Source organism: Arthrobacter mangrovi (genome assembly GCF_026011795.1).
Taxonomy (GTDB): domain Bacteria; phylum Actinomycetota; class Actinomycetes; order Actinomycetales; family Micrococcaceae; genus Crystallibacter; species Crystallibacter mangrovi.
The window spans coordinates 111,339-125,762 of record NZ_BRVS01000001.1; the positions used below are offsets into that span (position 1 = coordinate 111,339).

Consider the following 14,424-nt stretch of genomic DNA (forward strand, 5'->3'; position numbering starts at 1 on the left):
TAACTTGAGAAGATTGCCGAAGCTTGCCCGGCCGATGGGACTGCTGTTCGCGTTACTCGCGGTTTTCGCAGCCCTGCTGTTATCGGCACCGGCCGGGCAAGCCCAGACCTTGGCCGCACCGCTTTCCACCTCGACGCCGGCACCATCGCCAGCCGAATCGACCGGGCCCCCCGAATCCTTCCCCAATACCATCAACGGCGTCCTGCGGAATGCCGGGCAGCCGGTGGCCGGGGTGACCATCCGGGCGACCGGCGAAGGCTTCAGCGGCGAGGCCGTCTCCTCCGCGACCGGCGGCTGGAGCATCGGCGTTCCGGTCCAGGGCACCTACGAGGTGGAGCTGGACGTCAGCACGCTTCCCGAGGGCGTCACGCTGGCCGAAGGGGCACAGAATCCGCGCCAGGTCACGTTCGCCAACACGTCCAACGCCGGCGCGATCTTTCCGCTCGGCGCAGGAATCGTGGTCCAGACCCAGTCCTTCGGGGAGCTCCTCGTCGAACGCATCCTGGCGGGCCTGAGCTTCGGCCTGCTGCTGGCGCTGGCCTCCGTGGGCCTGTCGCTCATCTTCGGCACCACGGGCCTGACCAACTTCGCCCATGGTGAGATGGTGACGCTCGGGGCGGTGCTGATGTTCTTCTTCAGCGGGCTCGGCATGCCGGTCTGGCTGGCGGCCGTCCTGGCCGTCGTCGGCGGCGGCCTCTCCGGGTACCTCCAGGACTCCGGCCTGTGGAAGCCGCTGCGGCGGCGCGGGACCGGCATCATCCCGATGATGATCGTCAGCATCGGCCTGGCCCTCGCGGCCCGCTACACCATCCAGCTGTTCTTCGGCGGCAGCACCCAGCAGCTGCCGGGCGCGCGAAGCCCCCAGATCGAACTGGGATCGGTATCGATTTCCCAGAACACGCTGATCTCGCTGGTCATCAGCACGGTCGTGGTGCTCATGGTGGCCTTCCTGCTGCTGAAGACACGGATCGGCAAGGCGACGCGCGCGGTGGCCGACAACCCGGCGCTTGCGTCCGCCTCCGGCATCGACGTGGACGGGGTAATCCGGATCGTCTGGACGGTCGGCGGCATCCTGGCCGGGCTCGGCGGCATCCTCTGGGCCTACTACCGGCCCGGCGTGACCTTCAACATGGGCCAGCAGATCCTGCTGCTGATCTTCGCCGCGGTGGTCCTGGGCGGCCTGGGCACGGTCTTCGGCGCGCTCGTCGGTTCCATCATCGTCGGCATCTTCGTCGAGGTATCCACGATCTGGCTCGAAGCGGACCTCAAGTTCGTCGGCGCCCTGCTGATCATGATCATTGTCCTGCTGTTCCGGCCCCAAGGCATCCTGGGCCGCAAAGAGCGCGTAGGTTAGGAGGCTCGGAATGGACTTTCTCAATATTCTCAGCGGTGCCCTCGGCGAGGTCATCAGCCCGACGACGGCCGCCTACGCCCTGGCTGCCCTCGGCCTGGCCGTGCACTTCGGCTATACGGGCCTGCTCAACTTCGGACAGGCCGGCTTCATGGCCATGGGCGCCTATGGATTCGCCATTTCCATCCTGACGTTCAACGCGCCGTTCTGGGCCGCGGTCCTGGTCGCGCTGGCCTGCTCCGTAGGCTTCGCCTTCCTGCTGGGCATCCCGACCCTGCGGCTGCGTGCGGACTACCTCTCGATCGTGACGATCGCCGCTGCCGAAGTGGTGCGCTACATCGTGACGACCAACAAGCTGACGGATGTCACCGGTTCCGCCGGCGGGCTCAACGGCTTCGCCGGCGGCTTCTACGCGCTCAATCCCTTCCCGGAGGGAACCTACGACCTCGGCTTCGTGTCACTCAGCGCTCGGGACCTTTGGGTCCGGGTCGCCGGATGGGTGCTCGTGGCCATCTGCTGCTTCCTGGTCTGGCTCCTCGTCCGCAGCCCCTGGGGCCGGGTGCTCAAGGGCATCCGCGAGGATGAGAACGCCGTCCGCTCGCTCGGCAAGAACGTCTACTCCTACAAGATGCAGGCGCTGATCATCGGCGGCCTGCTGGGCACGCTGGGCGGAATACTCTTCACCCTTCCCCGCAGTTCCGTCCAGCCGGCCAACTACGGCACCGAGCTGACCTTCTTCCTGTGGACCTGCCTCCTGCTCGGCGGCGCGGCCACGGTGCTCGGACCGGTGCTCGGCGCCATGCTGTTCTGGGTCGTGCTCTCGCTGACCCAGGGCCTGCTGTACGGCGCGATCAGCGCCGGGTACATTACTTTCATCTCCATTCCCCAAGCCGGCCAGCTGCGCTACATCATGGTCGGTATTGCGTTGATGCTGCTGATGATCTTCAGACCGCAAGGCATGCTGGGCAACAAGAAGGAGCTGGTGTTCTCGTGAGCATGGCCAATGCAACGCCGGACGAGTCCGGAACCGCCGGCGCCCGGACCGACACCGTCGACTACATGACCGACACGCGCCCCATCGCTTCCGAACCGGCAGCCCCGGGCTGCCGTAAACGGGACCCGATCCTGGTGGCCAAGAACGTGACCCGTGCCTTCGGCGGAATCAACGCCGTCGATGTGGAGTACCTCGAAATCCCGCGGCACAAGATCACGGCCCTGATCGGCCCCAACGGCGCCGGCAAGACCACGTTCTTCAACCTGCTGACCGGCTTCGACCAGCCGAACTCGGGCGAGTGGACCTTCGACGGCACATCGCTGCACGGCGTCCCGTCCTACAAAGTGGCCCGCATGGGCATGGTCCGGACTTTCCAGCTGACGAAGGTCATGGGCAAGCTCACGGTCATCGAAAACATGCGCCTGGGCGCAACCCGGCAGGAGGGCGAGAAGCTCTCCAAGGCCCTGTTCAAGAACATCTGGGGCGGCCGCGAGCGGGACATCACCCGGCATGCGGACGGGCTGCTCGAGAAATTCAAGCTGGATGCGAAGCGGGAGGACTATGCCGCCTCGCTCTCCGGCGGCCAGCGCAAACTGCTGGAGATGGCCCGGGCCCTCATGGCCGATCCCAGGCTGGTGATGCTGGACGAGCCAATGGCAGGAGTGAACCCGGCCCTGACCCAGTCGCTGCTGGACCATGTCCGGAACCTGAAGTCCGAAGGCATGACGGTGCTCTTCGTCGAGCATGACATGCACATGGTCCGGAACATCGCCGACTGGGTCGTGGTCATGGCCGAGGGCAGGATCGTGGCCGAGGGCCCGCCCGCTGAGGTCATGAAGGACCAGGCCGTGATCGACGCCTACCTCGGCGCGCACCATGACGTGGACCTCGGCGCCGCCGAGGGCATCGAGGCCCTGGAACAGCAGCTGTCCCAGGACGAGGAGTCCGTCGTCGGCACCGCGGACGAGGGCATCCTCGGCCACGCAATCACCGAACAGGACGGCCGTGGTCCGGACGAAGATGAGGGCCGGGACAGGAAGGACGCACCATGAGCCAGCAGACTCCGGAGGGCGGCAGCGCCGTCGTCACGGTAACGGACCTCGTCGCGGGGTACCTGCCCGGCGTCAACATCCTCAACGGCTGCAGCATCGAGGCCCGCCCCGGGGAGCTGATCGGCATCATCGGCCCCAACGGCGCGGGCAAGTCCACGCTGCTGAAGGCCATGTTCGGCCTGGTCAAGATCCACTCGGGCAAGGTCGTGGTCCGCGGCGAGGACATCACCGGACTCAAGGCCAACAAGCTGGTAACCCAGGGCATCGGCTTCGTGCCCCAGACCAACAACGTCTTCGCCACCCTGACCATCGAGGAGAACATGCAGATGGGCATGTTCCAGCGGCCGAAGGACTTCAAGGAACGCTTCGACTTCGTCACCGGCCTCTTCCCCGAACTGGGCAAGCGCCGCCAGCAACGGGCTGGTTCACTCTCCGGCGGCGAGCGCCAGATGGTGGCCATGGGACGTGCGCTGATGATGGATCCCGCCGTGCTGCTGCTGGACGAGCCCTCCGCGGGCCTCTCCCCCGTCAAGCAGGACGAGACATTCCTGCGCGTGCACGAGATCAACCGCGCCGGCGTCTCGGTCATCATGGTCGAGCAGAACGCCCGGCGCTGCCTGCAGATCTGCGACCGGGCCTACGTGCTGGACCAGGGCCGGGACGCCTACACGGGCACCGGGCGGGAGCTGCTGAAGGACCCCAAGGTCATCCAGCTCTACCTGGGCACCTTGGCCGAATCCGCCTAGCCGCCCCGCTGCCGCAGCGTCAGACGGCGGTCTCCCCCGGTGCGGGGAGGCCGCCGTTTCCGGCTGCCGCAGGCTGCCGCAAAGAGCGGACCGGACCCCCGCCGGTCACGAGGAAGCCCCCGCCGGCGCTTGGACCGGCGGGGGCTTCCTGCTTCAGTGCGAGTGAGGTACCGAAGCTCTAGAGTTTGCCGAACTCCTCGCGGGCCGGCTGCGGGACGTTGTTGGAATCGTAGTTGTAGATGCCGATGTAGGCCTCGCTCGGGTCGCCCTTGTCGCTGAACGTGACCGGTCCGGAGAGCCCGTCGTAGTCGATGTCCTTGCCTTCACGCAGCAGGGTCACGCAGCTGGCGAAGTCCGTGCACTTCTCGCCGTCCTTCGAGATGCCCTCCAGCTCCTTGGCAATGTCCTTGCCATTGGTGCTGCCGGCCGCCTCTGCGGCCAGGGCGATCATCGTCGTAGCGTCATAGGATTCGCCCGCGTACGCGTAGTCCTTCAGTCCGTCATCCACCGTCTTGAGGTCCGCCCGGAAGTCCTCCTTGGCGAAGGTGCCCGGGATGGTTCCCTGTGCCCCCTCCATTGCGCCCGGATCCAGGTCCTTGCTCAGGTCGGCGGTGTTGCCGTCCACCAGGAACAGCTGCTTCGGGTCCACTCCCTTGGCGAGCAGCAGCGGGGCGATGCTCTTGATCTCGTCGAACGTGATGACCGCGATCGCGTCCGGCTTGGCCGCCACCACCGCGTCCACCTGCGAGCTGAACTGCGAGTCGCCGGTGTTGAACATTTCCTCTGCGACGACCTGCCCGCCTGCGCCCTCGAACGCCTGCTTGACGTTGGCCTGCAGGCCCGTGCCATACGGGTCGTTCAGGACAATCATGCCCAGGGTCTGGGCGCCGCAGGAGATCATGTAGCTGCCCAGTGTCCGGCCCTGCAGGACGTCCGACGGCGCCGTGCGGAAGTAGAGCCCGTTGTCCTTGTAGTCGGTGAAATCGGGCGACGTGTTGGCCGGCGAGAACTGGACCACGCCGGCGTTGGTGATCTGGTCGATGACGTTGAAGGAGACGCTCGACGAGGCCGCACCGACAATGGCGCTGACATCCTGGCCCAGCAGGTCCGTCACGGACTGGGTGGCAATGTCGGTCGTGGTGTCGCCGGAATCGCGGTGGACGACATCCACGTCCTTGCCCAGCACGCCGCCGGCGGCATTGATTTCCTTCACGGCCAGGTTGGCGGCAGCGATTTCGGGCGGACCGAGGTAGGACAGCGTACCCGTGGTCGGCAGCAGCGTGCCGATCTTCAAGGGCTGGTCCGTGGAACCCTTGCTCGCGGGAACGGCGGACGGATCGCCCTTGGTGCGCTTGGCGCCCGCGCCGTTCTGCGTGGGTTCGGGGCAGGTCAGGCCCGAAGCGGCGGCCGGGGCCGACGACCCCCCGCCCTGCTCGGGCGTGCTGGAACCGCCACAGGCTGATGCGAAGAGGGCTACCCCCAAGCCAAGCGCCGCCAGCTTGGCGCCACGCGCGCCATTGCCGAACAGCACTGCATTACGTGTTGCAGTCATAAAGTCTTCTCCTCGATCACAAGGTCCGCGAACCCTTGATGCAACCACCATGGATTCGGTGATTATGAGAAGAAACTAGTGCAGAAAGCAACAAAAAATAAGGCTATTGGGTTACATCCTTGTAACGCTCATCACAGCACGCGACTCCGATCGGAAACAAACCGTTCAGAGTTGCCGGGGCGGTCCATCGGTACCCCAGGTGGGACTCGAACCCACACTGAAACGATTTTAAGTCGCTTGCCTCTGCCATTGGGCTACTGGGGCGGGCCCCGTGTGAAGGGCTCCATCCAGCGTACTGGATCGGGGGCCGGAGCACGACGGCGGCGCTACCGGCACGGGAGCCGGGGCACGCGCTTCGCGCCGAGGCCAGGAACCCGGCGGGAGCCCGAGCCTACGCGGGCAGCGCGGTCAGAGCCTCGAGAAGGGCTCGGCGTAGCGGAAGGGGCCGGCGGGGACGTCGCGGTCCGCCAGCCGCAGCGCCATGAAGTGCTCGCCCCACTGCGGATCCGGTGCCTGGATGCCGAGCTCCGCAGCGGGACGGTAGCCGAAGCGCGGATAGTAGCCGGTGTGCCCGAGCAGCACGATCACGCAGTCGCCGCGGGCTTCGGCGCGGATCCTGGTCTCTTCCAGCAGGGCGGCACCGATGCCCCGTCCCTGGAATCCGGGCAGGACCGAGATCGGTCCGAGGCCCAGGGCCGGCTGCCCGTCGATCCAGCCGCGCGTCGTGATGGAGTGGCCCGCGAGCACGGACGCGCCGCCGGGCTGCCCGGCGACGGCCACGATGGACAGGTCCGGCAGGTACTCGTCGCAGCCGAAAAGTTCGGAAAGCAATCGCACCTCCACGGGTTCCCTGCCGTCCCGCCCGTCGAAGGCGCGCGCCGTCAGCCGGAGCACTTCGTCCCGGTCCTCCGGCCGTTCGCTGCGCAGTTCCACCGTCTTGCCGGCCTCGACTGCCATCGCTCTTCCTTCCATCGGGCGGGGGTCCGCCGTGCGGTTAACGCCCGACGGCGGGACCAAAGGTTCAGCTGTAAGCGCTGCCTCTGCCCCGCCGTCGTTGTGGTCCAGGTCCGGACCGGACCGATGCTACCGGGAGTCGGCGGGCGCCTGCGTGCCGGCCTTGTCCTCTGCCTTCTGGCCGTCCTTCGCATCCTCGGCCTTGTCCGCCGGCTTCTTGGCGGGGGTGGCGGCGGACCGGAACGCCCGGTACGGGGTCTCCAGGTCGGCGATCTCGGTGGTGTCGCGGCCGAGGACGGCGTTGAGGAACCAGTCGGCGATGACGCGCACCTTGCGCTCCCAGGTCGGCATGGCGAAGCCGTGGTACCCGCGGTGCGCGAGCCAGGCCAGCGTGCCCTTGAACTTGATGCCCATGACCTTGGCGACGCCCTTGTTGATGCCGAAGCCGGCCACGGCCCCGAGGTTCTCGTGCTTGTACTCGGTCACCTGTCCCACGCCCCAGCGCTCGGCGTAGATGTTCTTGGCCAGGTGCTTGGCCTGGCGGACGGCGTGCTGCGCGTTCGGGACGCAGAAGCCGCCGACGCCGCCGCCGGTGAGGTCCGGCACGGCCGCTACGTCGCCGGCGGTCCAAGCGCCCTCGACCGGCTGGCCGTTGTCGTCGATGATGCGCAGTTCGGCGTTGGCCTTGACCCGGCCGCGCTCGTCCAGCGCGAAGCCGAAGTTGCGCACCACCGGGTTGGCCTGCACGCCCGCGGTCCACAGCAGGGTGTCCGCCTCGAAGGTCTGGGCCGGGGTCTTGTCCGGCATATTGATCAGCTCGAGCTTGCCGTCCACCGCGGAGGCCAGCGAGGTGTTCAGCAGGACCTCGATGCCGCGCGAGCGCATGTGCTCGACGACCCACTCGGCCTGGTGCTCGGTGACCTCGGGCATGATCCGGCCCATGGCCTCGACCAGCACGAAGCGCAGGTCCGAGCGCTTCAGGCGCGGGTTCTGCTCGGCCGCGTGGCGGGCCATGTCCTCGATCTCGGTCATCGCCTCGATGCCGGCGAAGCCGCCGCCGACGCCAACGAAGGTCAGCGCGCGCTTCTTCTCCGGGCCGTCCGGCAGGATGGAGCCGGCTTCGATGCGCTCCAGCACGGTGTTGCGCAGCTCGAGCGCTTCCTCGATGGTCTTCAGGCCGATGCCCCGCTCGGCCAGGCCCGGGATCGGGAAGGTGCGGGTCACGGCGCCGGCGGCGATCACGACGTCGCGGTACGGCAGCTCGAAGGTCACGCCGTCTTCGGAATCGATGGTCGCGGTCTTGTTGGCGTGGTCGATGGAGGTGACGCGGCCGGTAATGACCTCGGTCTGCTTCAGGTGCATCCGGTGGGAGACCACCGCGTGGCGGGATTCGATGGAGCCGGCTGCCACCTCGGGCAGGAACGGCTGGTAGGTCATGTACGGCAGCGGGTCCACCAGGGTCACGATCCCCCCGTGTTCCCGGACCTTCTTCTGGAGTTTGAGAGCCACGTAGAGGCCGACGTAGCCGCCGCCGACGACCAGGACGCGGGGACGGTCTGAGAGCGCAGGAGTGTATGCCATGGCACCAGTGTAGCCCCTATTGTGAAAGTTTTCACGAACTCATGCAGCCGCATATTTCAGCCCGCCGGGGCGTGCTTTTCCGGCCTCGCCGTACCCCGGCCTCAGCGGCCGGCTGGGTCCGCGGACCCTCCGGACTTGCCGCCCTCGGGGCCTGCCCCGGTGCCTGCCCCGGTACCTGCCCCGGTGCCTGCGTGCCTGCGTGCCCTGACCGTCTGCTGGACGCCCAGGACCACAATCACCAGCAGCAGCGCACCGAACCCGATCACGAGGATGCCGGGCAGCACGTCGCCCTGCAGCCTGGGCTCCTCGGCCGCGGGCGTGGTGGGCTCGGGAACCGCCGGCTCTTCCTTGACGTTCTTGTGCACGGGCGCCTGGCTGGGCGGAGCGACCTCGCCCCTGCGGTGGATGGTGATCCACTGCGCGAGGGACCCAAGCGGATTGGCGCCCGCCTCGGGCACGTCCGCGTTCAGGGCGGCGTCGGCATCGAGGATGCCGAACCCGTAGATGGGATCGTGGCCGGGAACACCGGCGTCGGACGCCGTGGAAATGATCCGGTTGATGACCTGGCCGGCGCTCATCTGCGGATACTTCGACCGGATCAGCGCGGCGACCCCGGAGACCAGCGGCGTCGCGCCGGAGGTGCCGGACCAGTCCGCGTATCCTCCGCCGGGCAGGCCGCCGACCAGGTCCTCCGCCGGGGCGGCGACGCCGATGACGATGCTCTGCGCGGAAGCCTTCTGGCTGGCCTTGCCGTCGCGGTCGAGTCCGGCCACGGTCAGCACGCCGGGAATCGTGGCGGGGGCACCGGACTGCTCGGTCCCGCCGGCCCGGTTGCCTGCCGCGGCCACGATAACGACGTCGTTCTGCTCCGCGTAGAGGAAGGCATCGTCCCAGCTTTCGGGCCAGGAGGTCGTGGAACTGGTTAGCGACATGTTGATGACCTTCGCGCCGCTGTCCACGGCCCAGCGCACGGCGGCCGGGATCTGTTCCTCGATGCCGACCCCGGCGGGGTTCGGCGAGCCGAGCCAGGTGGAGACGGCGAGCAGCTCCGCCTTGGGTGCCACCCCGATGACCCCGTCGGAGCCGGCACCGACGCTGCTCGAGCGCTTTTTGCCGTCCTGCTTTTCCTCGTCCGATGCGTGGCCGCGTCCGGCCAGCAGGGTCGCGACCAGCGTGCCGTGCTCCGGCGTCTGGCCGATACCGCTCTGCCCCTCAGGGTTTCCCGCCCCGGAGACGTCCGTACCGCCGGCCACCGCGCCCTTGAGATCCGGGTGCTTTGCGTCGATGCCGCTGTCGATCACGGCGACCTTGACGCCCTCGCCCTGCGAGGTCTTCCAGGCCTCCCGGATGCCGGAGGAATCCAGCCAGTATTCCTGGTCGCGGTACTGGTCCGCGACGGCGGCGGGGGCGAATACGGCGCCGCCTGCCAGGGCCAGCACGGAGACCATGGACAGCACGAGGGTGCGGGCCGCGCGCCGCATGGAGCCCTGTCCGGGCCGGAGGCTCCGGCGCGCGGCTCGCGGCAGCTTGTCGTCCATTTCTTCCACTTTCCGGATTCTGCGCTGCGGCTAGTTGGCCTGGGAGCGCGGCCGGGCGGCGCTCAGGGCAATGCCATCGAGGATATCGTGTTCGCTGGCGGTCGCGCCGTCGACCCGGCCCGAGGTCAGCTCCCCGACCCGGTCGTTGATGGTGCGCCAGATGAGGGCGCCCGCTCCGATGACGTCGACGCGCCCCGGGTGCATGTAAGGCAGGACGGCCCGTTCGGCGCGGCTCATCTCCAGCAGCGACGTGCAGGCCTCCCTGGTCTTGGCGGCGTCCAGGGCCGTGCCGTGGATGGCGTCCGGCTGGTACTCCACCAGGCCCAGCGCGTGCGCGGTCACCGTGGTGATCGATCCGGCGACGCCCACCAGCCGGTCGGCCTCCCCCAGCGGCACGTCGTGGAGCACCTCGTCGATGTAGGCGTTGATTTCCTTCTCGGCCGCCGCGATCTCTGCAGCCGTCGGCGGGTCGGAGGCGAGGTGGCGCTCGGTGAACCGGACGCAGCCCATGTCGGTGCTGCGTGCTGCCAGCACGCCGGCCCCGTTGCCGAGGACGAATTCGGTGCTGCCGCCGCCCAGGTCCACGACCAGGATCCGCTCGTCGGGGCCCGCCGACAGGGCGCTGGCCGCCCCGACGAAGGACAGCTCCGCCTCTTCCCCGCCGCTGACGACTTCCGGCTCGACCCCGAGCCTTTCGCGGATGCCGTCGACGAAGACCTGGCGGTTGCCGGCGTCCCGCGTGGCCGATGTCGCCACGAAGCGCAGGCTTTCGGCGCCGTGTCCGCGCAGCTCCCCGGCGTAATCCTCGGCCGCGGCGAACGTTCGGGCGAGCGCCTCGTCCGCCAGGATGCCGGTTGCGTCCACGCCCTGGCCCAGCCGCACGACCTTCATGGTGCGCACCACGTCGGTAAGGCGTCCGCCGTCGTCAATATCCGCAATCAACAGGCGGATGGAATTGGTTCCACAGTCAATGGCTCCGACCCTCATGACAGTCCTTCCTTCCCGGCATCCTGCCCGGCTTCCCGGGCGGCGCGGCGTTCGGCACGCTTGGCTTCGAGTTCCTCAGGGCTGAGCCCCTGCGTCTTGGTGTGCCGGCTCAGGTCCCGATCAGGAGCGGGGCCGGATTCGTCCCAGGCGCCGGCGCAGTAGCAGCGGTCCGTGGTCCACCATTCGGCGATGCCGTCGAGCGCCTCGTCCCCGAGCGGGTTCACGCCGCGGCCGGCGGCAAGCGAGTGCCCGACCAGCACGTGCAGGCACTTGACCCGGGACGGCATCCCGCCGGCGGAGACGCCCGCGATTTCCGGCACCGCGCCGACGCCGGTACGCTGCCCGATCTCGTCCCGGCTGCGCAGGTAGGCGTCATGGGCACGCCGATAGGCCGCCGCAAGCTGCTCGTCCTGCTCCAGCCGCTCCGTCATGTCGGTCATGACGCCCGCGGCCTCCAGCCGGGAGACCGCCGAGGTAATGACGGGGTGGGTCAGGTAGAACGTGGTCGGGAACGGGATCCCGTTGCCCAGCCGCGGTGCCGTGGTGGCAACCAGCGGGTTGCCGCAGATGCAGCGAGCCCCGATTTCCACGACGTCGCGGGCGGGACGGCCCAGTTGCCGGCTGATGGTTTCGAGGTCCGCCGGGGTGGGCGTGCGCTGGGCGGTATCCATGGCGCGGTGGTCCTTCCAGATGGTTCTTGTCGAAGACTGGTCGCGCTTCGAGAGGCGATGCGGCGTCGGCCGGCCGGCTAGTCCTGGGCCGGCTTGTCCGTGGCCGCGCGTTTGACCGAGTCCCACAGGGCATCCACCCACGGCAGTTCGGCCGGAGCCGCCTCGGAGGCGTGCTCTTCGGAATCAGCCAAGCCTTCGGCGCCGGTCACCAGGTAGCGGGTTTCGCCCGGCATTACATAGAATATGCGATCCCGCGCCTGCTGCTTGATGTAGGCCGGGTCGTCCCAGCGGGCCAGTTCCCGCTCCAGCTTGTCCTGGCGTTCCTGCTGGGCGCTGATATCCCGCTGCAGCGCTGCGATCTCGGAGCGCTGCTCGATGAAGACCCGCACCGAGGGGGCCAGCAGGACGGTGATGGTCACCAGCACGACGGCGAGTGCCAGCATGCGGCCCGAGAACGCCTTCGCGGGAACCGGTTCGGCATTGTCGTCGTGCCGTTCCAGGAACTTCGGCTCCCCGGATGCCGGCCGCTTCCCGCCCGGCTGCCTGATGGCCTCCGACAGTTCCTGCCGCTCGGCGGCCCGCGCCTCGGACGGCGTGGGCTTCGCCCTGTCGGCGGGAGCGCGCGCCGGCTTCCCCGGCGCCCGATGCCTCTCGGATGAAGGCTTTTCCGGAGCATGGTCCTTGCCGCCGTTGAAGTCGGCGCGGATGACTTTTCCTCCGGAAACGCCGTCACCCGACGCCCCGTGGTCCGGACCATGTGGTCCGGACCCGTTGCCTCCGGCCGGACGAGCGGCCCGCGGCACTTTGGGACGTCGGGTGGACATGCAACTCCTTGGGACTTCCGTCTAGGTCAGCGCCGCTGAGGCGCCGTCTTTAAGACGATACCCAGTCCTGCGGCGGTTCAGGCTTTGAAACGCGGGAAAGCCGAAGCACCGGCGTAGCGTGCCGCGTCGTCGAGCTCTTCCTCGATGCGCAGCAGCTGGTTGTACTTGGCCACCCGCTCGGAGCGGGCCGGGGCACCGGTCTTAATCTGGCCGGCGTTGGTGGCGACGGCAATATCGGCGATGGTGGTGTCCTCGGTTTCGCCGGAGCGGTGCGAGGTGATGGTCGTGTAGCCGCTGCGCTGGGCCAGGGCCACGGCCTCCAGGGTCTCGGTCAGGGAACCGATCTGGTTGACCTTCACCAGGAGCGAGTTGGCGGTCCTGGAGTCAATGCCCTGCTGCAGGCGCTCCGGATTGGTGACGAACAGGTCGTCACCGACCAGCTGGACCTTGTCGCCCAGGTCTGCGGTCAGCTTGGCCCAGCCCTCCCAGTCGGATTCGTCCAGCGGGTCCTCGATGGAGACCAGCGGGTAGTCGGCCACGAGCTGGGCGTAGTACTCGCTCATTTCCGCGGCGCTCAGGGACTTGCCCTCGAACTGGTAGCCGCCGTCCTTGTAGAACTCGGAGGAAGCGACGTCGAGCGCCAGCGCGATGTCCTTGCCCGGGGTGTAGCCGGCGCGGGTGATGGCCTCGGAGATCAGGTCCAGCGCGGCACGGTTGCTCGGCAGGTTCGGCGCGAAGCCGCCCTCGTCGCCCAGCCCGGTGGACAGGCCCTTCTCGTTCAGCACCGTCTTGAGCGTGTGGTAGACCTCGACGCCCCAGCGCAGGCCCTCGGAGAAGGTGGCGGCACCGATCGGCGCGACCATGAACTCCTGGATGTCCACGTCGGAGTCGGCGTGCGAGCCGCCGTTCAGGATGTTCATCAGCGGCACCGGCAGCACGTGCGCGTTCGGCCCGCCGAGGTACTTGTACAGCGGCAGGTTCGAGGCCTCGGCCGCGGCGTTGGCGACGGCCAGCGAGACGCCCAGGATGGCGTTGGCGCCCAGGTTCGACTTGTTGGACGTCCCGTCCAGGTCGATCATGGTCTGGTCGATCAGGCGCTGGTCGGTAGCGTCGATGCCCAGCAGCGCCGGCTGGATGGTGTCGATGACGGCGTTGACGGCTTCGCTGACGCCCTTGCCCAGGTAGCGGTCCTTGATGCCGTCGCGGCGTTCCACCGCTTCGAATGCACCGGTGGAGGCACCGGAGGGCACTGCGGCGCGGCCCATGGAGCCGTCCGAAAGCAGAACCTCGACCTCGACCGTGGGGTTACCGCGGGAATCGAGGATCTCGCGCGCATGGATGGCATCGATAAGCGCCATTGATTTGCTCCTGTTCGTTGGAACTCAAGAGGGAACGAGACATTGGATTCTCGTCATGACAGCCGCCAGCGGCAGCACTGTCGCTCTAAGCGTAGTCGAGAAGGCCGGTCCCTCACGGGCCCGTTACGTCGCGTTGAAACCGCCTCACTGCCGCGCGCAACGCCTGCTCGGCGTCGACTCCGTTCGCCGTGGCGCGGCGTACGACGTCGAACAACAGGTTGCCGACGTCCTCTTCCGTTACGGGGCCGGGCGCGCTGGCTTCCTCCGCCCCGTCGGTCCCGGCCGTCCCGGCCCGCGCAGCACGGTCCAGCGACTTGGCCGCGAGCGTGAGCGCCGGCAGGGAGCGCGGGATGCCGTCGAACGGTGTCCGCCGCCCGGGCTTCTCCACCGCCTTCGCCGCGTCGTACCCGGCCACGATCTCCTCCACCGCGGCCGGAAACGAATCCTGCAGGGTCCCGTCGGGCCGGAACACATGCCGGTTGCGGCGTACCAGCTTGTCGGTGAGGAACCGCGCGACCTCGTCGAAATCGAAGCTGCCGCGTTCCTGCTGGATCCGGGCGTGCAGCAGTACCTGGAAAAGGACATCGGCCAGTTCGCCCTTGAGCTCCTCGGCGTCCTCCGTACGGGTGTGGCCCGTCTCGATCGCCTCAGCCAGCTCGTAGGATTCCTCGACCAGGTACTCCACCAGCGACTCGTGCGTCAGGGCCGCGGTCCACAGGCAGTGTTCGCGCAGCTGCGCCACGACCTCCACGAGCCGGGCCACCGCCGTCGACCCTCCACCTGCCGTCCCGCTTGTAGGCGCTCCGCCCATGCCAG

Annotated in this window: 13 protein-coding genes and 1 tRNA gene; 4 read left to right on the forward strand and 10 right to left on the reverse strand. The window is 68.2% G+C overall.

Features of this window, described 5'->3' with window-relative positions; genetic code table 11:
• Positions 1-34: 34 nt before the first annotated feature.
• Genes AHIS1636_RS00470 through AHIS1636_RS00485 form a run of 4 tightly spaced genes read left to right on the forward strand, consistent with a single transcriptional unit; the run spans position 35 to position 4,143 of the window.
• Positions 35-1,354: a branched-chain amino acid ABC transporter permease gene (locus AHIS1636_RS00470; protein ID WP_264794165.1), complete on the forward strand. Its 1,320-nt coding sequence runs from the start codon at positions 35-37 to the stop codon at positions 1,352-1,354.
• 10 nt (positions 1,355-1,364) lie between these two features.
• Positions 1,365-2,345 carry a branched-chain amino acid ABC transporter permease gene (locus AHIS1636_RS00475; RefSeq protein ID WP_264793841.1) on the forward strand — a complete coding sequence of 327 codons (981 nt, stop codon included), beginning with the start codon at positions 1,365-1,367 and terminating at the stop codon, positions 2,343-2,345.
• Between the two features lie 2 nt (positions 2,346-2,347).
• A complete protein-coding gene (locus AHIS1636_RS00480; protein ID WP_264794166.1) occupies positions 2,348-3,397 on the forward strand; it encodes an ABC transporter ATP-binding protein in 1,050 nt (349 codons plus the stop codon).
• A complete protein-coding gene (locus AHIS1636_RS00485) occupies positions 3,394-4,143 on the forward strand; it encodes an ABC transporter ATP-binding protein (protein ID WP_264793842.1) in 750 nt (249 codons plus the stop codon). Before AHIS1636_RS00480 ends, AHIS1636_RS00485 begins: the two co-directional genes overlap by 4 nt.
• A gap of 178 nt (positions 4,144-4,321) precedes the next feature.
• On the opposite strand, the gene AHIS1636_RS00490 is transcribed toward AHIS1636_RS00485, so the two are convergent.
• From AHIS1636_RS00490 to AHIS1636_RS00535, 10 genes are all read right to left on the reverse strand, one after another.
• Positions 4,322-5,695 (reverse strand): ABC transporter substrate-binding protein, encoded by a 1,374-nt coding sequence (locus AHIS1636_RS00490; RefSeq protein ID WP_264793843.1) that lies wholly within the window; start codon positions 5,693-5,695, stop codon positions 4,322-4,324.
• A gap of 191 nt (positions 5,696-5,886) precedes the next feature.
• A tRNA-Leu gene (locus AHIS1636_RS00495) sits at positions 5,887-5,959 on the reverse strand.
• 144 nt (positions 5,960-6,103) lie between these two features.
• On the reverse strand, positions 6,104-6,652 hold the full coding sequence (locus AHIS1636_RS00500) for a GNAT family N-acetyltransferase (protein WP_264793844.1): 549 nt from the start codon (positions 6,650-6,652) through the stop codon (positions 6,104-6,106).
• 126 nt (positions 6,653-6,778) lie between these two features.
• Positions 6,779-8,230 carry an NAD(P)/FAD-dependent oxidoreductase gene (locus AHIS1636_RS00505; protein WP_264793845.1) on the reverse strand — a complete coding sequence of 484 codons (1,452 nt, stop codon included), beginning with the start codon at positions 8,228-8,230 and terminating at the stop codon, positions 6,779-6,781.
• A gap of 101 nt (positions 8,231-8,331) precedes the next feature.
• A complete protein-coding gene (locus AHIS1636_RS00510) occupies positions 8,332-9,678 on the reverse strand; it encodes a S8 family serine peptidase (protein ID WP_264794167.1) in 1,347 nt (448 codons plus the stop codon).
• A gap of 120 nt (positions 9,679-9,798) precedes the next feature.
• Positions 9,799-10,755 (reverse strand): Ppx/GppA phosphatase family protein, encoded by a 957-nt coding sequence (locus AHIS1636_RS00515; RefSeq protein ID WP_264793846.1) that lies wholly within the window; start codon positions 10,753-10,755, stop codon positions 9,799-9,801.
• On the reverse strand, positions 10,752-11,426 hold the full coding sequence (locus AHIS1636_RS00520) for a DUF501 domain-containing protein (RefSeq protein WP_264793847.1): 675 nt from the start codon (positions 11,424-11,426) through the stop codon (positions 10,752-10,754). The genes AHIS1636_RS00515 and AHIS1636_RS00520 overlap by 4 nt, the downstream gene beginning before the upstream one ends.
• Before the next feature lie 77 nt (positions 11,427-11,503).
• A complete protein-coding gene (locus AHIS1636_RS00525; RefSeq protein ID WP_264793848.1) occupies positions 11,504-12,250 on the reverse strand; it encodes an FtsB family cell division protein in 747 nt (248 codons plus the stop codon).
• A 77-nt stretch (positions 12,251-12,327) separates the two neighbouring features.
• Positions 12,328-13,608 (reverse strand): phosphopyruvate hydratase, encoded by a 1,281-nt coding sequence (gene eno, locus AHIS1636_RS00530; RefSeq protein WP_264793849.1) that lies wholly within the window; start codon positions 13,606-13,608, stop codon positions 12,328-12,330.
• A gap of 112 nt (positions 13,609-13,720) precedes the next feature.
• Entirely contained in the window at positions 13,721-14,419 is a 699-nt protein-coding gene (locus AHIS1636_RS00535; RefSeq protein ID WP_264793850.1) for a MazG nucleotide pyrophosphohydrolase domain-containing protein, read from the reverse strand.
• Positions 14,420-14,424: the final 5 nt, after the last annotated feature.

Coding starts and splice junctions, on each gene's coding strand:
- AHIS1636_RS00470 (WP_264794165.1), top strand. CDS start 35: ATGGGACTGCTGTTCGCGTTACTCGCGGTTTTCGCAGCCCTGCTGTTA.
- AHIS1636_RS00475 (WP_264793841.1), top strand. CDS start 1,365: ATGGACTTTCTCAATATTCTCAGCGGTGCCCTCGGCGAGGTCATCAGC.
- AHIS1636_RS00480 (WP_264794166.1), top strand. CDS start 2,348: ATGGCCAATGCAACGCCGGACGAGTCCGGAACCGCCGGCGCCCGGACC.
- AHIS1636_RS00485 (WP_264793842.1), top strand. CDS start 3,394: ATGAGCCAGCAGACTCCGGAGGGCGGCAGCGCCGTCGTCACGGTAACG.
- AHIS1636_RS00490 (WP_264793843.1), bottom strand. CDS start 5,695: ATGACTGCAACACGTAATGCAGTGCTGTTCGGCAATGGCGCGCGTGGC.
- AHIS1636_RS00500 (WP_264793844.1), bottom strand. CDS start 6,652: ATGGCAGTCGAGGCCGGCAAGACGGTGGAACTGCGCAGCGAACGGCCG.
- AHIS1636_RS00505 (WP_264793845.1), bottom strand. CDS start 8,230: ATGGCATACACTCCTGCGCTCTCAGACCGTCCCCGCGTCCTGGTCGTC.
- AHIS1636_RS00510 (WP_264794167.1), bottom strand. CDS start 9,678: ATGGTCTCCGTGCTGGCCCTGGCAGGCGGCGCCGTATTCGCCCCCGCC.
- AHIS1636_RS00515 (WP_264793846.1), bottom strand. CDS start 10,755: ATGAGGGTCGGAGCCATTGACTGTGGAACCAATTCCATCCGCCTGTTG.
- AHIS1636_RS00520 (WP_264793847.1), bottom strand. CDS start 11,426: ATGGATACCGCCCAGCGCACGCCCACCCCGGCGGACCTCGAAACCATC.
- AHIS1636_RS00525 (WP_264793848.1), bottom strand. CDS start 12,250: ATGTCCACCCGACGTCCCAAAGTGCCGCGGGCCGCTCGTCCGGCCGGA.
- eno (WP_264793849.1), bottom strand. CDS start 13,608: ATGGCGCTTATCGATGCCATCCATGCGCGCGAGATCCTCGATTCCCGC.
- AHIS1636_RS00535 (WP_264793850.1), bottom strand. CDS start 14,419: ATGGGCGGAGCGCCTACAAGCGGGACGGCAGGTGGAGGGTCGACGGCG.